Origin of the sequence: Streptomyces sp. NPDC050422 (assembly GCF_044458665.1) — a bacterium.
Taxonomy (GTDB): Bacteria; Actinomycetota; Actinomycetes; order Streptomycetales; family Streptomycetaceae; genus Streptomyces.
This window is the reverse complement of the sequence record NZ_JBITIE010000018.1, coordinates 12922-31170: the sequence shown is the minus strand read 5'-3', so window position 1 is coordinate 31170 and position 18249 is coordinate 12922. Positions and strand designations below refer to the sequence as shown.

At 72.7% G+C, this 18249-nt stretch carries 18 protein-coding genes and 1 pseudogene; 5 read left to right on the top strand and 14 right to left on the bottom strand.

The features are described 5' to 3' along the window. Positions 1-138: 138 nt before the first annotated feature. The 5 genes from ACIBJG_RS27140 to infC form a co-directional block, all read right to left on the bottom strand. On the bottom strand, positions 139-1287 hold the full coding sequence (locus tag ACIBJG_RS27140; protein ID WP_399311226.1) for an ATP-binding protein: 1149 nt from the start codon (positions 1285-1287) through the stop codon (positions 139-141). A gap of 120 nt (positions 1288-1407) precedes the next feature. After that, entirely contained in the window at positions 1408-2250 is an 843-nt protein-coding gene (locus ACIBJG_RS27135) for a TrmH family RNA methyltransferase (RefSeq protein WP_399311224.1), read from the bottom strand. Between the two features lie 110 nt (positions 2251-2360). Continuing rightward, complete coding sequence (gene rplT / locus ACIBJG_RS27130) at positions 2361-2744, bottom strand: 50S ribosomal protein L20 (protein ID WP_024494113.1); 384 nt, start codon at positions 2742-2744, stop codon at positions 2361-2363. 107 nt (positions 2745-2851) lie between these two features. Then, on the bottom strand, positions 2852-3046 hold the full coding sequence (gene rpmI, locus ACIBJG_RS27125; protein ID WP_173311612.1) for a 50S ribosomal protein L35: 195 nt from the start codon (positions 3044-3046) through the stop codon (positions 2852-2854). Positions 3047-3168: 122 nt separating this feature from the next. Then, entirely contained in the window at positions 3169-3885 is a 717-nt protein-coding gene (gene infC / locus ACIBJG_RS27120) for a translation initiation factor IF-3 (protein WP_399311222.1), read from the bottom strand. A 339-nt stretch (positions 3886-4224) separates the two neighbouring features. On the opposite strand from infC, the gene ACIBJG_RS27115 reads away from it, so the two are divergent. Next, positions 4225-4587: a DUF1844 domain-containing protein gene (locus ACIBJG_RS27115; RefSeq protein WP_136327541.1), complete on the top strand. Its 363-nt coding sequence runs from the start codon at positions 4225-4227 to the stop codon at positions 4585-4587. An 85-nt stretch (positions 4588-4672) separates the two neighbouring features. Here the strand turns inward: ACIBJG_RS27115 and ACIBJG_RS27110 are convergent. Both ACIBJG_RS27110 and ACIBJG_RS27105 read right to left on the bottom strand, forming a co-directional pair. After that, a pseudogene (locus tag ACIBJG_RS27110) lies at positions 4673-4866 on the bottom strand (aquaporin); the annotation flags it as partial. A gap of 4 nt (positions 4867-4870) precedes the next feature. After that, positions 4871-5599: an SseB family protein gene (locus ACIBJG_RS27105; RefSeq protein WP_399311220.1), complete on the bottom strand. Its 729-nt coding sequence runs from the start codon at positions 5597-5599 to the stop codon at positions 4871-4873. Positions 5600-5684: 85 nt separating this feature from the next. Between ACIBJG_RS27105 and ACIBJG_RS27100 the strand changes: the two genes are divergently transcribed. Then, positions 5685-6605 carry a serine hydrolase gene (locus ACIBJG_RS27100; protein WP_399311219.1) on the top strand — a complete coding sequence of 307 codons (921 nt, stop codon included), beginning with the start codon at positions 5685-5687 and terminating at the stop codon, positions 6603-6605. 7 nt (positions 6606-6612) lie between these two features. On the opposite strand, the gene mycP is transcribed toward ACIBJG_RS27100, so the two are convergent. Continuing rightward, on the bottom strand, positions 6613-7809 hold the full coding sequence (gene mycP, locus ACIBJG_RS27095; protein ID WP_399311217.1) for a type VII secretion-associated serine protease mycosin: 1197 nt from the start codon (positions 7807-7809) through the stop codon (positions 6613-6615). Continuing rightward, complete coding sequence (locus ACIBJG_RS27090; protein ID WP_399311488.1) at positions 7806-8687, bottom strand: hypothetical protein; 882 nt, start codon at positions 8685-8687, stop codon at positions 7806-7808. Before ACIBJG_RS27090 ends, mycP begins: the two co-directional genes overlap by 4 nt. 491 nt (positions 8688-9178) lie before the next feature. On the opposite strand from ACIBJG_RS27090, the gene ACIBJG_RS27085 reads away from it, so the two are divergent. Further along, positions 9179-10381, top strand: coding sequence for an amino acid deaminase/aldolase (locus ACIBJG_RS27085; protein ID WP_399311215.1), 1203 nt, complete (start codon positions 9179-9181; stop codon positions 10379-10381). 31 nt (positions 10382-10412) lie between these two features. Here the strand turns inward: ACIBJG_RS27085 and ACIBJG_RS27080 are convergent, their stop codons facing one another. Genes ACIBJG_RS27080 through ACIBJG_RS27065 form a run of 4 tightly spaced genes read right to left on the bottom strand, consistent with a single transcriptional unit; the run spans position 10413 to position 14920 of the window. Continuing rightward, positions 10413-11351 (bottom strand): DUF2510 domain-containing protein, encoded by a 939-nt coding sequence (locus ACIBJG_RS27080; protein ID WP_399311213.1) that lies wholly within the window; start codon positions 11349-11351, stop codon positions 10413-10415. A gap of 33 nt (positions 11352-11384) precedes the next feature. Then, positions 11385-12173, bottom strand: a complete 789-nt coding sequence (locus ACIBJG_RS27075; protein ID WP_399311211.1) for a 3-oxoacyl-ACP reductase — start codon at positions 12171-12173, stop codon at positions 11385-11387. 6 nt (positions 12174-12179) lie between these two features. Continuing rightward, positions 12180-13544 (bottom strand): aldehyde dehydrogenase family protein, encoded by a 1365-nt coding sequence (locus ACIBJG_RS27070; RefSeq protein ID WP_399311209.1) that lies wholly within the window; start codon positions 13542-13544, stop codon positions 12180-12182. 8 nt (positions 13545-13552) lie between these two features. Beyond that, positions 13553-14920 carry a glutamine synthetase family protein gene (locus tag ACIBJG_RS27065; protein WP_399311207.1) on the bottom strand — a complete coding sequence of 456 codons (1368 nt, stop codon included), beginning with the start codon at positions 14918-14920 and terminating at the stop codon, positions 13553-13555. 114 nt (positions 14921-15034) lie between these two features. On the opposite strand from ACIBJG_RS27065, the gene ACIBJG_RS27060 reads away from it, so the two are divergent. Together ACIBJG_RS27060 and ACIBJG_RS27055 are read left to right on the top strand one after the other, a co-directional pair. Next, positions 15035-15733: a gamma-glutamyl-gamma-aminobutyrate hydrolase family protein gene (locus tag ACIBJG_RS27060; RefSeq protein WP_399311206.1), complete on the top strand. Its 699-nt coding sequence runs from the start codon at positions 15035-15037 to the stop codon at positions 15731-15733. A 184-nt stretch (positions 15734-15917) separates the two neighbouring features. Further along, the gene (locus tag ACIBJG_RS27055) at positions 15918-16982 is read left to right on the top strand and encodes a methyltransferase domain-containing protein (protein ID WP_399311204.1); all 1065 of its coding nucleotides are present in this window, start codon (positions 15918-15920) and stop codon (positions 16980-16982) included. Positions 16983-16997: 15 nt separating this feature from the next. On the opposite strand, the gene ACIBJG_RS27050 is transcribed toward ACIBJG_RS27055, so the two are convergent. Then, entirely contained in the window at positions 16998-17957 is a 960-nt protein-coding gene (locus ACIBJG_RS27050) for a phosphotransferase family protein (RefSeq protein ID WP_399311202.1), read from the bottom strand. Positions 17958-18249 lie beyond the last annotated feature (292 nt).

Sequence of the window (18249 nt, the reverse complement as noted above, 5' to 3'; positions counted from 1 at the left end):
TGGCTGGTACTGCACTTACCGGGGGATATTCCCGGACCCCCGTGGCCCCGCTCGACGCCTGGAGGACACAAAGGTGCCAAAGGTCGAGTCTACGGGCCGCAGGATGTATGGGGCGCCCGTGATCCGCTCAGGCCACTTCTACTTCATGTAGGCCGGCGTGCTCACGGGCAGAATAAATCGGAACTCGGCGCCGCCCCCGGGGCCGCGGCCGACCGTGATCGTGCCGCCGTGCGCCTCGACGATGCCCTTGACGATGTAGAGGCCCAGGCCGGTGCCGCCGCGCTTGCTCCCCCGCCAGAAACGGGTGAAGACACGGCCCATCGACTCCTCGGGGATGCCGGGGCCTTCGTCGCTCACGGTGACCGCCGTTCCCATTTCGTCGCTCTTCGCCGGTGCGGATGCCACCTCGATAGTGACGGTTCCCTCGCCGTGGCGCACCGCGTTTTCCAGCAGGTTGCCGAGCACCTGGTCGACCTTGTCCGGGTCGGCCCACACGACGGGCAGCGGCTGGCAGGTGCGGACGAGGAACCGGCCGGGGTTCTCGCCGGACGCGGTGAGCGCCTGGACGTGTCGTTCGACGGCGGCGGAGAGGTCCACGGGCTGGCGGCGCAGCTCCAGGCGCCCCGAGTCGATCCGGGAGATGTCCAGGAGCTCGGTGATCAGACGGGTGACCCGGTTGGCGTCGGCGTAGACGGTCTCCAGCATCAGCCGCTTCTGGTCGTCGGTGAACCGCTCCCACTTGGCCAGCAGCGTGGCGGTGAAGCCCTTCACGGACGTCAGCGGCGAGCGCAGTTCGTGGGCGACGGTTGCGATGAGTTCGGCGTTGCTGCGTTCGTTGCGGCGGCGGGCCTCGGTGCCGCGCAGGCTGACCACCAGCCGTCGTACGGGGCCGGTCGGGCTCTCGCGTACGTAGCGGGCGGAGACGAGGATCTCACGGCCGCCGGGCAGCAGGAGGTTGCGCTCGGGCTGGGCGACGCGGGTGGCGAGCCCGCCGTAGGGGTCGGTCAGCTCCCACCAGCGGCGGCCCTTGAGGTCCTCCAGCGGCAGCGCGTGTTCCAGCGGGCGGCCGAGGGCGGCGGCCCTGGGGACGGCGGTGATCCGTGTGGCGGCGGCGTTGAAGCAGATCACCCGGCCGGTCTCGTCCGCGACGACGAGCCCGTCGGGAAGGTCGTCCGGGTCCAGTGCGTGATCGCCGGATCCGACGCCCGCGACGGTGACGTCCGGGTCCTCGGCGGCGCGCACGACGGCCTCCGCACGCGCCCGCGGTCCGCTCATGCCGACAGCCATTCCCGTACCCCACCTCTCGAACCGGTGCAGTGGGCCCCCGAGTTCGTCACCCTACTAGTCGCCGGTGACGGAGCGACACCCTGCGGGGGTCCTGCGCCGGGAGCAGTGGTGCGGGGTCGTTCAGCCGGCGCTGCGGCGGGGGCGCTGGGCGCGCGCGGAGGCGTACAGGCAGACGGCGGCGGCGGTGGCGAGGTTGAGGCTCTCCGCCCTGCCGTGGATCGGCACCCGCACGACGGCGTCGGCCAGGGCGCGGGTCTCCTCCGGCAGGCCCCAGGCCTCGTTACCGAAGACCCAGGCGGTGGGCCCGCCCATGGTGCCGGCGTCGAGTTCGTCGTCGAGGTCGTCCTCGCCCGCGCCGTCGGCGGCGAGGATCCTTGACCCCGCTTCCCGCAGCCCCCGCACGGCCTGCTCGACGGGCACGCCGACGGCGACCGGCAGGTGGAAGAGCGAACCGACGGACGCGCGCACGGACTTGGGGTTGTACAGGTCCACGGACGCGTCGGTGAGGACGACCGCGTCGGCGCCCGCGGCATCCGCGCAGCGCAGCACCGTGCCTGCGTTGCCGGGATCGCGGACGTTCGCCAGGACGGCGACCAGCTTCGGCCGTGCGGCGATGACCGTCTCGAAGGGCGTGTCCAGGAAGCGGCAGACGCCGATCAGGCCCTGCGGGGTGACGGTCTGCGACACGTCGGCCAGGACCTCGCTGTCGGCGAGGTGGACCCGGGCACCCGCCGCGTGGGCGGCGTCGACGATGGCTTCGTACCGCTCGGCGGCCTCGACGGTGACGAAGAGCTCGATGAGGGTCGGCTCGCCGTCGCTGCCGCGGTGGTCCGCGGCCTCGCGCACGGCCTGCGGCCCCTCGGCGATGAACCTGCGCTCCTTGCCGCGGAAGTTGCGCCTGGCCAGCCGCCGGGCGGCGGCGACCCGTGGCGATCGCGGGGAGATCAGTTCGGGGGTGCCCATGTCGGCGGCGAGCCTCTCTGGTGACGAAGGTGCTGGGTCTGCAACGCACCGGACCCGCAGACGACGTGCGCCTGCGGGTCCGGCTCAAAAGCCAAGAAGTACGGCCTGGATCAGGCGGCCTTCGGGGCGTTGACGTCGCTCGGGAGGGCCTTCTGGGCAACCTCGACGAGGGCGGCGAACGCGTTGGCGTCGTTGACCGCGAGCTCGGCCAGGATCTTGCGGTCCACCTCGATGTTGGCGGCGTTCAGACCCTGGATGAGGCGGTTGTACGTCATGCCGTTCTGGCGGGCCGCAGCGTTGATGCGCTGGATCCACAGCCGACGGAAGTCGCCCTTGCGCTTCTTGCGGTCGTTGTAGTTGTAGACCAGGGAGTGGGTGACCTGCTCCTTGGCCTTGCGGTACAGGCGCGAGCGCTGACCGCGGTAACCGCTGGCGGCCTCGAGAATTGCCCGGCGCTTCTTGTGGGCGTTGACTGCCCGCTTGACGCGTGCCACTTGTTAACTCCTTGTAGCGGGGCCGTGGTCGTACTCACACGGCCCGGAAACGAATTGGTCCCGGTCGGATCGAGGGCGCGTCTCCGGGGTCACCGGGGACGACGGCCTCACTTGCCGAGAAGCTTCTTGATCTTCTTGGCGTCGGCCGGAGCCACGACGACCGTGCCGGACAGCGAGCGGGTCTTCTTGGACGACTTGTGCTCGAGCAGGTGGCGCTTGCCGGCCTTCTCGCGGAGCACCTTGCCGGAGCCGGTGATCTTGAAGCGCTTGCTGGCACCGCTGTGCGTCTTGTTCTTCGGCATCGCGCCGTTCTCTCCTCGTCAGTGGCGCCCCTCTCGGTGCAGGGCACCGGACTTCAGGGGCGTCAGATCTTGGTGGGATTCCGGGGTGGACCCGGGGGCGCCTGGATGGCAGCCCCCGGAGGTCACGCCTCGGAAGGTGTCTCGGCCGGAGCCTCGGAGGTCGCCTCGGCCGGAGCCTCGACAGCCTCTTCCGCAGCTTCGGCGTCATCGTCGGGGGTGTATCCCTGACGCTCCGCCTTGCGGGCGGCCTGGGCCTCACGGGCCTCGGCCATGGCTTCGGTCTTCTTCTTGTGCGGGCCCAGAACCATGATCATGTTCCGGCCGTCCTGCTTCGGGTTGGACTCGATGAAGCCGAGTTCCTCCACGTCCGAAGCCAGACGCTGAAGCAGTCGGAAGCCAAGCTCGGGGCGGGACTGCTCACGACCACGGAACATGATCGTGATCTTGACCTTGTCGCCCTGCTTGAGGAACCGGACGACGTGACCCTTCTTGGTGTCATAGTCGTGCGGGTCGATCTTCGGCCGGAGCTTCATCTCCTTGATGACCGTGTGCGCCTGGTTCTTGCGCGCCTCACGGGCCTTCATGGCCGACTCGTACTTGAACTTCCCGTAGTCCATGAGCTTGCACACGGGCGGACGGGCGGTAGCCGCCACCTCGACCAGGTCGAGGTCGTACTCCTGTGCGAGTTCCAGGGCCTTGGCAAGCGGAACAATCCCGACCTGCTCGCCGCTGGGACCGACAAGTCGCACCTCGGGTACGCGAATCCGGTCGTTGATGCGGGGCTCGGCGCTGATGGATCCTCCTCGGTAGCACCACGCGGCCGCCTGGCGGACAGCCACGTAACGTCTGTTTCGACAGACCAACCGTGCGGGACCATGAAAAAAGCCCCACCGGGACACAGGCGGGGCTCCTGAACTACCGGAACACCGCCGCGGTCAACCGCGGGGCGCATCGGGCGGCTCCATCGTCCGTACGGAACGATGGGCACCACCTGACCGGTGACCCGCCGTCCTGAGGACGGCCAGGTGGGAGATCGGAGCCTCCACTTGTGGGCCGGGCACATAGATGCCCAGCCGGTCGTTACACAAGGTTAGCAGCTCCCCCGGGCGTGCGCTAACCAGTGGTCGTACGCACTCCCGCAGGAGAAGCGGCCCTGCCGTGGGCCTATCGTATGGCGCATGAGTGACGCGACCCCCACCAGTGATTCCCCCGGCTTCGACGAGATGGCCCGCGACATCGCGGAGGTGCCCGCGGTCGAGGTGATCGTGACGGTCGCGGTCAACCTGATGAGCGCCGCCGCCGTGAAGCTCGGACTGACCGAGGACGGCGACGAGCACAAGGACCTCGACGAGGCCCGCAAGCTGGTCCACGCGCTGGCCGGCCTGCTGGACGCGAGCACCACGGAGATCAGTTCCTTCCACGCGGCTCCGCTGCGTGACGGCCTGAAGTCCCTGCAGCTCGCGTTCCGCGAGGCCTCGCTGGTACCGGACGAGCCCGGCCAGGGCCCCGGTGAGAAGTACACCGGCCCCGTCTTCGGCTGAGCCCTCCCGTTCCGTTCTGCCACCTCTTCCCGCCGCTGAGCCCCCTGCCCGTCCCGGCAGGGGGCTCAGCGCGTCCAGGGCCGGATCAGATCCGGACGGGCTCCTCCTGCCGGCCCACGACGGGGTGGGTCAGCCGGTGCGCGAGCGCCGCGATCACCCCGCCGATGAGCGGGGCCACCAGGAACAGCCAGAGCGGGGAGAGCGCCGCGCCGCCGGCGAACAGCGCCGGCCCGGACTGCGCGCCGGGTTGACCGACGTGCCGGTGGGCGGAATGCCCACCGGATCAGCGCGTGAACAGCGCCTCACCGGGAGTGCGCGCGTCGGCCGGGAGCAGCGCCAGGTCCAGGCCGCGGACCAGCCGGGCGCGCAGCACCTCGTCCGCGGCCAGCGACCGCGCGATGCGGCCGGCCGTCTGCGCGGGATCGGCGTCCGCCGCCAGCACCAGGGCGAGGATGCCGTCCGCGCGGCCAGGCCCGAGGTGGGCGCGGAGCACCGCGGGCTCGGCGGCGACGGCGTCACGTACCGCCGCGGTGACGGCGGGGTCGTCCAGCGGGTCGGCGCTGGTGCGGCCCTCGGCGAGGGCGCGCAGAGCGGACCCGGTCAGCTCGAAGGCCACCGGCCCGGCGAGGTCGAGCACCACCGTGTCGGCCTTCTCGTGCACGGCGGCCTGGAGGGCCTGGTGCAGGGGTACGGCGACGGGGCGGGCCTGCGGGTCCCAGCGGGCCAGCGACGCGGTGGAGGTGAAGGCGGGCAGGGCGCGGCGGTCGCCGGCCTGGAGGGTGGGGACGGCCATGTCGCTGGTCTTCTCGCGGCGCAGCCCCTTCTCGTCCTCCTCCACCTCGCCGAGGACGGCCACCACGGGAACGAGGAGCCGGGCCCCCTTGAGGGCTTCGAGCACCGGGCCGACGGCCTTGCGGTCCTCGGCCCAGGCGGCGAGTGCCGCGGTCAGGGCGGGGTCGGCCGTGCCGTCGTCGTCGGAGTATCCGGGGTCCGGAATGTTCTTCTGCGCCACAGGGCGAGCCTAGTGCCTGGGCATTCTCATCCCGCCGACAGGTCGGGCTCAGCCTCCTCTCAGCTGCGGTTCCTAGCGTCCGGGCATGCCCCGACACAGAATCCGCAGATCCGCCCTGTCCGCGTCCGTGACGGCCGCGGTCCTGCTGGCCGGCTCGGCCGCCGGTGGCGCGTATCTGACGGGCAGGTCACCGGATCACGCGCCCGCTGCCGCGGCTTCCGTATCGTCCGTCCCACCGGCTGCGACCGCTCCGGTCGCGGCGACGAGCGAGGAGCCGGTGGTGGATCTCGATACGGAACTGGCCACGGCCGTCGCACCGCTGCTGACCGGTTCGGGCACCGCGGCGGTGTCGGTGGCCGTCCTGGACGGCGGCAGCGGAACGCGTGCGGTGTACGGGGGCGCGGACACGGCGTACGACACCGCGAGCATCGTCAAGGTCGACATTCTCGCGGCCCTGCTGCTCAGGGCCCAGGACGAGGACCGTGAGCTGACCGCCGCCGAGCGCGCTCACGCCGCCCGGATGATCGAGCGGAGCGACAACGACTCCGCCACGGCGCTGCTGACGGCCGTGGGCGGGGCGGCGGGTCTCGACGCCGCCAACGAGCGGTTCGGTCTCACCGCGACGACGGCCGCGAAGGCGTGGGGGCTGACCCGGACCACGGCGGCCGATCAGCTGACATTGCTGCAGGTGGTGTTCGGTACGGGCACGGAGCTGAGTGAGGAGTCCCGGACGTATCTGCGGGGGCTGATGGCGCAGGTCGAGGCCGACCAGCAGTGGGGGGTGTCGGCGGCGGGCAGCGCCTGGGCGCTCAAGAACGGCTGGATGCCGCGTACCGCCACCGGGCTGTGGAACATCAACAGCATCGGGCAGGTGACGGCGGACGGGCGGACCTATCTGGTGGCGGTGCTGTCCGGTGGCCAGCGGACGAAGGAGACGGGCATCGCGCTCGTCGAGGCGGTGGCGAAGGCCGCTGTGGAGGTGGTGCGGACCGGCACCTCGGACTGAGGGCTCTTCAGCGGCGGGGGACGGGCGAGCGGCCGCCCCGGCCGCGCCACAGGACGACGGCCAGGGCCAGCAGGACCGCCCCGAGGCCGCCTGCCGCCGGGGCGAACCAGCCGGCGGGGCCGTCGTCCGCGCGGGGCGGAGTGGGGCCGGAGCCGAAGTACTGCTTTCGGTAGCCGGCCGCGGCGGAGTCGGTGCGCAGACCGGCGGGGCTCAGTGAGCCGCCCGCCTTGATGGCCGCGGCCGGGTCGACGATGCCGTAGCCCCGGGCGTCGTCGCGGCCGGCGGACGGGGAACTGCGGGCGGTGTCCGCGAGGAGCTTCTTGATCTGGGCGGGCGTCAGGCCCGGGTGCGCGGCACGCACCAGCGCGACCGCGCCGGACACGAACGCCGACGCGGCGGAGGTGCCCCACTCCACGTAGTACTTGCGGTCGGGTGCGGGGACGACGATGTCGACGCCGGGCGCGCTGACGGTGGCGTACCAGCGGCGGGTGGAGAACGAGGCGTGGGTGCCGTACCGGTCGACCGCCGCGACCGCTATCACGCCCGGGTAGGCGGCGGGATACGAGATGTGGTCGCCCTTCTCGCCCCCGTTGCCGGCCGACGCGACGACGACCGCGCCCTTCTTCAGTGCGTACTGGATCGCGGCGTCCTCACCGGGCTCGGCGTGCGCGGACACGCTGTCGTCGCCGAGGGAGAGGTTGATGACGTCGGCGCCGTGGTCGGCGGCCCAGCGGATGCCGTCGGCGAGGGCGGTGCCGCGGGACTTGCGGGCCTTGGCGCGGGAGGGGTCGGTCGCTTCGAGGATGACCCGGACGGGCAGGATCTTCGCCTCGGGCGCGATGCCGATGACGCCCTCGCCGCCTCCGCTGCCATGGCCCGCGCCCGCGATGATCCCCGCCATCGCGGTGCCGTGCCTGGCCCATGCCCGGTCGCCGCGTCCGGCGCCGAAACCGATCATGTCCTTGCCGGGGAGCACCTGACCCGTCAGGTCGGGCAGGCTGCCGTCGACCCCGGTGTCGACGACGGCGACGGTGATCCCCTTGCCGCGGGTGGTCTGCCAGGCCCGGTCCGTGTGGAGGGCGTCCAGGCCCCACTGCTGCGCCCGGATGGTGTCCGCCCCGGCCGGGGACGCGGGCAGCAGCGCGAACGCGGTGGCGGCGCAGACCGCGCCGAGGAGCCTGCGGGAGCGGGCGAGGCGGGTCATTCGGGCTTCTCCGTGAGATCGGCGACGGTTCTGCGCAGTCCTCGCTCGACCCGGTCGGCCACGCCCTTGGCCTCGTGCCCGAGGCCGGCCTGCGCGGCCGCGCTCGTCGCGTTCGCCTCCATGGCCTTCGCGGCCGGCTGCGGGTCGGTGACCCCCCGCCCGTCGGCGAACCCGGAGACGGCGAACACCACGACGGGCACCTCGGTCAGTACGTGCACGGTCCAGCTGGCCCGCTGCCGGTCGCCGAATCCGGCGGCGGGGCTGTTCTTCACGGCGTAAGCACGGGGCATCAGGTCGGCGCGCGCTTCGAGGTGCTCACCGGCGTACCGGGAGCTCAGGGCCCGCATCGCCTCGTTGTCGGCCTCGGTGAAGACCAGTCCGACGGTGGTGACGCTGCTGTTCGTCGCGTCGGTGTACGTGGCGCGCAGCAGGCGGGCGCAGCCGACCGGCCGCAGGGTCTTGAGCAGCAGCGGGTCGAGTGCGCCCGTGCAGCCACTGTCCGGGGCCACCGCGATCCTGGTCCAGACCCGGTCGGCTCCGCCGGGTCCCGCGCCGTCGCCCTTGAGCGTCCGGGGGAAGAGCGTGTCGACCGGGACGCTGTGCCAGGCGTCGCGGCCCACGGTGTAGTCGTTGTGGGCCGCGGGGTCGGCCGAGGAGTCGCTGATGAGCCAGCTGCCGGTGGCGGCCCCGCCGATCAGCCCGAGTCCGAGCACGACGCAGACCGCGGCGGCCGCGGTTTTGAAGGAGTGCCGGGGCCGCACCGGCCGGAGCCGGGTGGTGGTCTCGGCCGGTGTCTCCGCCGGGACCTGCGTGTGCGGGGGCCGCTGGGCGTACGGAGCGCCCGGCGCGGAGCGGACCGGCGGGCCGCCGAGTTCCACGGCGCCCACGGGCCGCCGCCGGGTCGCCGCGGGGGGCGTGCCGGGCGGTCGCGGCGGGAAGGCCGGCGCTGCGGGGGACGCGGGTGCCTCGGTGGGCCGGGCCGGGGGCACGGGGCGCAGACGGGCGGTCGTCTCCACGGCGGGCGGCGCGGCCGGGGCCGGCGAGGGGGGCCGCGGCGGGGCGTCGGGACGGGGCGGGGCGGCGGTCTCCGTTGCCCGGTCGGCGGGCTCCGGCGGACGCGGTGGCGGGGAGGTCGGGCGTGGCGGGACAGGAGCGCGCTGCGCCTCGGTACTCATCCGCCCCCCTGGTCCGTTCCGTACCGCACGCGGATCGGCTGCACCGGCAGGCCCGTTGCTCGCCGCGTGCCCGTCACTCTACGGGCTGGGGAGGCCGTGGTGGGAGCGGGCCGCCGCGCCGGACAGGCCCTGGGGGCCGATCTGCGCAGAACGTCCCCCTACCCAGCGGTACAGCCGTCTGGCAAGCTGCGGCCATGACTGCCCGTGCCGCTGACCGGACCCGTTACAACCGGGCCACCGCCCATCTCGACGCCCCGATCGCCGTCGTCGATCTGGAGGCGTTCGACGCCAACGCCGACGATCTCGTACGGCGTGCGGCAGGGAAGCCGGTCCGGGTGGCGAGCAAATCGGTGCGCTGCCGGGCCCTGCTGGAGCGGGTGCTGGCGCGTCCCGGGTTCGCCGGGATCATGTCGTTCACGCTCGCGGAGTCGCTGTGGCTGGCGCGGGCCGGGTTCGAGGACGTCCTGCTGGCCTATCCGTCGGCCGACCGTTCGGCGTTCGCGGAACTGGCCGCGGATCCGAAGCTGGCCGCCGCCGTGACCGTGATGGTGGACGACCACGCGCAGTTGGAGCTGATCGACGCGGCGCGGGCGGGGGGCACGGAGGAGATCCGGGTCTGTCTGGAGCTGGACACCTCGCTGCGGATGCTCGGCGGCCGGGTCCGGATCGGTGCCCTGCGCTCACCGCTGCGCTCCCCCGCCCAGCTGGCGGAGCTGGCCAGGTCCGTCGCCCGCCGCCCCGGCTTCCGGCTGGTGGGGCTGATGGCGTACGAGGGGCACATCGCCGGGGTGGGCGACTCGGTCGCGGGGCGGCCGTTGCGTTCGCGGGCGATCCGGCTGATGCAGGCCACGGGCCGCCGGGAGCTGGCGGCCCGGCGGGCCGAGGTGGTCCGGGCGGTCCGGGCCGTGGCCCCGGATCTGGAGTTCGTGAACGGCGGCGGCACCGGCAGTGTGCAGCACACCGCTGCGGAGCCGGCCGTCACCGAGATCGCGGCCGGTTCCGGTCTCTACGTGCCGCGGCTCTTCGACAACTACACCTCGTTCACGGCGCGCCCGGCGGCCCTGTTCGCCCAGCCCGTGGTGCGGCGGCCCGGGGTGGGCGTGGTGACGGTGCTCGGTGGCGGCTATCCGGCGTCCGGGGCCGCGGGTGCGGACCGGCTGCCGGTCCCGTATCTGCCGGAGGGTCTGCGTTACGACCCGCAGGAGGGCCCCGGCGAGGTGCAGACCCCGCTGATCGGCGCCCCGGCCGACGATCTGCTGATCGGCGACAAGGTGTGGTTCCGGCACGCGAAGGCCGGTGAGCTGTGTGAACGGTTCGACGAGCTCCAGCTGATCGAGGGGGACCGGGTGACGGCGACCGTGCCGACGTACCGGGGCGAGGGCCGCGCGTTCCTCTGAGCCGCCCGACAGCCGCGCACCCGACAGCGGCTCAGGGGGCGACGGAGCTGCCGACGCCCCCGCCGGTCTCGCTGTCGCCGATCGGCCGGATGCCCTTGGTGAGGGTGTCCATGAGGGCGAGCGGCACGCCGTCGGAGCCGGCGTCGAAGGCGTAACGCACGACGACGGGCGACTCGCTGCCGACGGCCGAGGGGAAGACGAGCGACTGCACATAGCCGCCCGGCCCCTTGCCGGTGACGACCCGCCAGCGCACCTGGTACCCGGTGCGCCCGGCCACGCTGACCGGACCGGCGGCGATCTGACGGTGGGACATGATGCCGCCGTGGATGGGCCGGCCGATGATGTCCTCGTCGTACGCACGGTCCGCCGCGGCGACGATGTCCTTCCTGGCGATCGCCTCGGGCGTGGTGGGGTCGGCACCGCCCGCGGTGCGGGTGGTCACCGTGCCGTGGTAGCACATGGCGGAGGAGGTGCCGGGGCAGTAGTAGGCCTCGGAGTCGACGGTGCGCATCGTGAGCATTTCGTCGGTGGGGCGCTCGACCCGCTCCCATCCGTCGGGAATCGGCAGGGTGATGCCGTTGAGCTGGTCGACGAGCACGGTGGGGTCCTCGCCTGCCGGTGAGCCGCTCGGCGACGGGCTGGCGTCACCCGGGGCTCCGTCGGTGGCGGTGCCTGCGGGGCTGGGGGCGGAACTGCCCGTCCGGGTCGCGGTGGGTGCGGAGTCGTTTCCCCCGGTGAGCAGTACCGCGCCCGTCACGGCCACCGCGACGACCACCGCGGCCGCCACCACGAGCGCGATGGTCCTGGCTCCCGTGCCGCCGCCTCCGCCGGCTCCTGGGCGGGGCCCGGACTGCTGGATCACGGTGGCGCCCGTGCGGGTGTGGGCGGTCCAGGCCGTGCCGTCCCACCACCGCTCGTAGCCGGGGGCGGCCGTGTCCGGGTACCAGCCGGGCGGTGTGGGATGGCTCATGGCCCCACTCTAGGTTCCGGGGCCCGGGGCCTCCTACAGCGGTGTGACGTACGCCCCGGAGATGCCGCCGTCGACGAGGAAGTCGGTGGCGTTGACGAACGAGGAGTCGTCGCTCGCCAGGAACGCCACGGCGGCCGCGATCTCGGTCGCCTCGGCGAACCGGCCGAGTGGAATGTGCACGAGCCGTCGGGCCGCCCGCTCCGGGTCCTTGGCGAAGAGCTCCTGGAGCAGCGGGGTGTTGACCGGCCCCGGGCACAGGGCGTTGACCCGGATGCCCTCGCGCGCGAACTGGATCCCGAGCTCGCGCGACATCGCCAGCACGCCGCCCTTGGAGGCGGTGTACGAGATCTGGGAGGTCGCCGCTCCCATCCTGGCGACGAACGAGGCGGTGTTGATGATCGAGCCGCGGCCCTGGCGCCGCATGTAGGGCAGGGCGGCCTTGCAGCACAGGTAGACGGAGGTGAGGTTGACGTCCTGGACGCGCTTCCAGGCCTCCAGCCCGGTGGTTAGGATGGAGTCGTCGTCGGGCGGTGAGATGCCGGCGTTGTTGAAGGCGATGTCGACGGAGCCGTAGGTGTCGTACGCCGCCTTGAACAGGGCCTCGACCTGTTCGGGATCGGTGACGTCGACGCGTACGAAGGTGCCGCCGACCGCTTCGGCGGCCGCCTTGCCCGCGGTCTCGTCGATGTCGCCGCAGACGACGTGCGCCCCCTCGGAGGCGAGCCGGTGCGCGGTGGCCAGGCCGATGCCGCTGCCGGCGCCGGTGATGACGGCGGTGCGGCCGACGAGGCGGCGGCAGATGTACCCGTGGTCCGTGGTCATACCGGTTCAGGCCTCCGTACTGAGGAAGACGTTCTTGGTTTCGGTGAAGGCTGCGAGGGCGTCCGGGCCCAGTTCCCGGCCGAGGCCGGACTGCTTGAACCCGCCGAACGGGGTCCAGTAGCGGACCGCGGAGTGGGAGTTGACGGAGAGGTTCCCCGCCCGGACAGCCTGCGCGACGCGCAGCGCGCGCCCCACGTCGCGGGTCCAGAGCGAGCCGGCGAGGCCGTAATCGGTGGCGTTGGCGAGCCGGACGGCGTCCGCCTCGTCCTCGAAGGGCAGGACGACCGCGACCGGCCCGAAGACCTCCTCGGTGGCGACGGGTGCGTTGTCGGGTACGCCGGTGAGGACGGTCGGCGGGAACCAGAAGCCGGGGCCCCCGGGCGCGCTGCCGCGGATCGCGGTGGCGTCCTCGGGGACGTAACCACGCACCCGGTCCCGTTGCGTGCGCGAGATGAGCGGGCCCATCTGTGTCTTCTCGTCGGCCGGGTCGCCGACGACGACGGCGGCGACGGCCGGGGCGAGGAGCTCCAGGAAGCGGTCGTACACGGTGCGCTGGACGAGGATCCGGGTGCGGGCGCAGCAGTCCTGGCCCGCGTTGTCCAGGAAGGACATCGGGGCGGCGGCCGCGGCGGCTTCGATGTCGGCGTCGGCGAAGACGATGTTGGGGCTCTTGCCGCCGAGTTCGAGGGTGATCCGCTTCACGTGCTCGGCGCACTTGGCCATGATCTGCTTGCCGACCCGGGTGGAGCCCGTGAAGACGATCTTGGCGACTCCCGGGTGCTCGACCAGCGCGTTGCCCGCCTCGTCGCCCGCGCCCGGCAGCACCTGGAAGAGGTACTCGGGGAGGCCCGCTTCCAGGGCGAGTTCCGCGAGCCGCAGTGCGGTCAGCGGGGTGGTCTCGGCGGGTTTCAGGACGACGGCGTTGCCCGCCGCGAGGGCGGGGGCGGTCCCCCAGGCGGCGATCGGCATGGGGAAGTTCCACGGTGCGATCACCCCGATGACGCCGAGGGGTTCGAGCAGGGTGAGGTCGATGCCGCCGGGGACGGGGATCTGCCGGCCGCTGAGCCGCTCCACTCCCCCGGCGGCGAAGTCGAGCAGGTCGCGGACGTTGCCCGCCTCCCAGCGCGCGTTGCCGATCGTGTGCCCGGCCTCCCGGACCTCCAGCCGGGCCAGCTCCTCGGTGTGGGAGTCGACGGCGACGGCGAAGCGGCGCAGGAGCCGGGCCCGGTCGGCGGGGGCGAGCGCCGCCCAGATCCGCTGGGCCGCGGCGGCGCGGGTGACGGCGGCGTCCACCTCGGCGGCCGTGGTGGCGGGGACGGTGGCGAGGAGTTCCTCCGTCGCCGGGTTCAGTACCTGGTGCTCACGGGTCAAGAGGGTCCTCACAGGCGTTCGAAGGAGCGTCGGAGCTCCCAGTCGGTCACCGCTGCGTCGAAGGCGTCGAGTTCGACGCGTGCCATGTTGCGGTAGTGCGCGACGACGTCGTCGCCGAAGGCCTCGCGGGCGATCTCGCTGTGCTCCCAGAGTCCGGCCGCCTCGCGCAGGGTGGTGGGGACGTGGTCGTACGCGGCTGCGTAGGCGTTGCCCTCGCACGGCTCGGGGAGTTCGAGCGCGTGCTCGATGCCGTGGAGGCCCGCGGCGACGAGTGCGGCTACGGCGAGGTACGGGTTGACGTCGCCGCCGGGGAGGCGGTTCTCCAGGCGCAGGGACTGGCCGTGGCCGACGACGCGCAGCGCGCAGGTGCGGTTGTCGTGGCCCCAGGCGACGGCGGTCGGGGCGAAGGAGCCGGGCTGGAAGCGCTTGTAGGAGTTGATGTTCGGCGCGTGGAGGAGGGAGAAGTCGCGCAGGGCGGCGAGCTGGCCGGCCAGGAAGTGGCGCATGACCGGGGACATGGTGCCGTCGGTGTCCGCCATGACGCTGCGGCCGGGATCGCCGGTGGACCGGAGCGAGAGGTGGATGTGGCAGGAGTTGCCCTCGCGCTCGTTGAACTTGGCCATGAAGGTGAGCGCGACGCCCTCCTGCGCGGCGATCTCCTTGGCGCCCGTCTTGTAGACGGCGTGCTGGTCGCAGGTGACCAGGGCCTCGTCGTACCGGAACACGATCTCGTGCTGGCCTGGGTTGCACTCGCCCTTGGCGGACTCGACGGTGAGGCCCGCGCCCGCCATCTCGTTGCGGATGCGGCGCAGCAGGGGCTCGACTCGGCCGGTGCCGAGGAGGGAGTAGTCGACGTTGTACTGGTTGACCGGCGTGAGGTCGCGGTAGCCGCGGTCCCAGGCCTGTTCGTAGGTGTCCTTGAAGACGATGAACTCGAGCTCGGTGCCGACGTGGGCCGTGTAGCCGTGCTCCGCGAGGCGCTCCAGCTGGCGGCGCAGGATCTGGCGGGGCGCGGCGGTGACGGGTGAGCCGTCGGCCCAGGTGAGGTCGGCCGTGACCATGGCGGTGGCCTCGTGCCAGGGCACCCGGCGCAGGGTGGTGAGGTCGGGGCGCATGGCGAAGTCGCCGTAGCCGCGGTCCCAGGAGGACATGGCGTAGCCGTCGACGGTGTTCATGTCGGTGTCGACGGCAAGGAGGTAGTTGCAGCCCTCGGTGCCGTGCGCCACGACCTCGTCGAGGAAGAAGGCGGCGGCGAAGCGTTTGCCCTGGAGGCGTCCCTGCATGTCGGGGAAGGCCAGGACCACGGTGTCGATCTCACCGCCGTCGACGAGGAGGCGGAGTTCCTCGACGGCGAGCGGGGCTGTTCGGTCGGACACGGGTAAATCCTCTCCTCGCGGGCCGACAGATGATCCAAATCTACGGGCGGGGCAAGGGATTTGGATACGGTGCCGGTTCGTTCCGCGTGCCGTGCGAGTGAAGTGAGGCGTCCGATGAACCGTCCTGTGATCGGGATCAGCACCTATCTGGTGGCTTCGGCGCGCTGGGGCGTCTGGGACCTTCCGGCGACGCTCCTGCCCGCCGGTTACGCCCGGCTGGTGCGGGAGGCGGGCGGGGTGGCCGTGCTGCTGCCGCCGGACGCGCCGGAGCTCGCGGCGTCGCTGGTGGCCCGGCTCGACGCGGTGGTGGTGGCGGGCGGGCCGGATGTGGATCCCGCGCGGTACGGGGCGGAGCGTGATCCGCGGACGGGGCCGCCCGCGCCGGAGCGGGACGGCTGGGAGGCGGCGCTGATCGGGGCGGCGCTGGAGTCGGGCACGCCGCTGCTCGGGATCTGCCGCGGGATGCAGGTGCTGAACGTGGCGCTCGGCGGCACGCTGTCGCAGCATCTGGACGGGCACACGGGGCCGGACGGGGCGACAGGTGTGTTCGGTACGCACCGGGTGACGCCGGTCGCGGGGACGCTGTACGCCTCGGTGGCGCCCGGCCCCTGCGACGTACCCACCTATCACCACCAGGCCGTGGACCGGCTCGGCGCGGGGCTGGTGGCCTCGGCGCATGCGGCGGACGGCACGGTGGAGGCGGTCGAGCTGCCGGGGCCGGGGTGGGTGCTCGGGGTGCAGTGGCATCCGGAGATGGGTGACGACGTGCGGGTGATGCGGGCGTTGGTGGCGGCGGCCTCGCTGTCGGGGTGAGGCGGTGTGCGCTCGCTGGACCCGCGGAATCGGCCTCAGGCCCGGGCGGCCGCCCGGGCCCGTGCGGCGTAGCGTGGCGAGCAGAAGAGTGTTCGTCGCCGTCTCGTCGGGCCGCACCTGCCTTGAGCGGGGCCGGCCGTCTGTCCTGCCTTCTTCTCGTGGCCCGGTACCGAGAGGAGGAACGATGTCTGTCACAACAACGGATGAGTTGAAGCAGGAAGCGTTCGCGGGCCGCATGGTCCAGGTGGTGAACGACACCTGCCTGGGTCTGATGGCGGGCCTGGGTCACCAGAGCGGTCTGTTCGACCGGATGGCCACGATGGCGCCGGCCACGAGTGCGGAGATCGCGCGGGCCGCCGGTCTGAACGAGCGTTACGTCCGGGAGTGGCTGGGCGCGATGGTCGTCGGCGGCTTCGTGGACTACGAGCCCGAGCAGGGCACGTACGCGCTGCCGCCCGAGCACGCCGCCTCGCTGACACGGGCGGCCGGGCCGGACAATCTGGCGAGGATCGCGCAGGACTTCGGCATGATGGGCGAGGTCGAGCAGCAGGTGCTGGAGGCGTTCCGTACCGGGGGCGGGCTGCCGTACTCGGCGTACCCGCGGTTCCAGGACCTTCAGGCGGAGGAGTCCGGTGAGGTCTTCGACCTGGCTCTCGTGAACGGGATCGTGCCACTGGTGCCCGGTCTCACGGAGCGACTGCGCTCGGGCATCGAGGTGCTGGACATCGGTACCGGTCATGGCCACGCGGTCAACGTCCTGGCCCGGGCCTTCCCGGCGAGCCGTTTCCAGGGGCTCGACATGTCCGAGGAGGGCATCGCCGCCGCGCGTGCCGAGGCCGCCGCGCTGGGGCTGGCCAACACCGCCTTCGACATCGGCGACTGCGCCGAGGTGTCGGGCTCGTACGACCTGATCACGGCGTTCGACGTGATCCACGACCTGGCCCGGCCGGCGCGTGCGCTGGCCTGTGTCGCCGCCGCGCTGGCCGAGGACGGTGTGTTCCTGATGGGGGACATCGCGGCGTCCAGCCGTCTGGAGGAGAACATCGACCACCCGCTGGGCCCGGCCCTGTACACGTTCTCGGTGTTCTACTGCATGTCCGTCTCGCTGGGCGAGGGCGGTGAGGGCCTGGGCACCGTCTGGGGTGAGCAGACGGCCCGCAAGATGCTCGGTGAGGCCGGATTCGGCCGGATCGACACCCAGCGGGTCAAGGGCGACATCCTGAACGTGTATTACGTGGCGCAGCGCTGAGCGGTGTCCGCGCGGTCAGCCGTCGAGCCCCTGGCCGGGCCGGCGCCGCAGCCAGTCCACCGCCGCCGCGCCCTGGGCCGCCTGGAACGCCCTGAGCGTCGGCAGCCCCGGCGGGTCCGGGCGCAGCGAGTTCGCGACGAAGTAGCCCGCCAGCGCGGCGAGTACGGCGGTGACGCCGGCGGGGTCGGCGTCCCGGCCGAGCGGGTGCGCGGTGAAGACGGCCTCCGGGTCGGGGCCACCCTGGGCCGCGATGCACGGCAGCATCGTCACCAGTTCGAACCAGGGCGCCGCGCGCAGCGCGTGGGGCCAGTCGACGAACACGACGCGGTCCTCGGTGAGCAGGATGTTGTCGGCGCGCAGGTCGCCGTGGACGAGGCTGTCGCCGGAGGCAGGCCCCTCCCAGCCGGACTCCAGTTCCGCGAGTGCGCCCATCCGGCGGGCCGCCCAGGGGTCCAGCCGTGCGGTGTCGCCCGCCGCGTGCAGGGTCCGCCAGCCGGTGAACATCGTGGTCTTGCCCACGGCGGCGGGGGGTGCGTCGACCGGGGCGGGGGTGAGGGTGCGCGACAGGTCGCCGACGGCCGCCAGGACGCGGTCCAGCTCGGCCGGATCCCAGGGGACTCGGGGCTGGCGACCCTCGATGTCCTCCAGGACGAGGGCGACACAGGTGCCGTCGTCGTACGAGCCGAGCAGCTTCGGTACGGGCGCGTGCGGCGGGAGCGCCGCCGTGTTCCGGGCCTCGGCGCGGTGCTGGTCCGGGCTGTCGGGGTTGACCTCGGCGCTCACGGCCTTCACGAAGGCGCGGCTGCCGTCCGCGAGCCGGACCCGGGCGGCAACCCCGGGCGAGAAGCCACCGCTCTGGCTGCGGGCCTCGACGACCGGCGCGCCCAGGATGTCCTGGACGGCGTTGCGTACGGTGTCGGGCAGGTCGGCCCAGTGGTGGCGGACGCCGGTGGCGGGCGGTGCGGTCACGGTCATGCGCCCATCCTTCCGGCGTGGCCGGTGGGCGGGCCAGCGGATTTCCGGCGGCTGTGACCCGTGCGCCCCAACCTCACAGGTCACCGGATTCCGGATCTCCCGGGCGCGGGGCTGTGCGACCGCCCGCCCCAGGGCACCGCGCTCCCGCGGAGTGCGGCCCAGCGGATCACGGACGCTTGGGGCGGGCCCCTGCGCATGTTGTCGGTGGCATGACCTAGTCTTCGCTCACTCGTCACACGTGCAGCACAAGTCGCACACATCGACTGTCACCTGATAGCTGCACCTAGTGGCC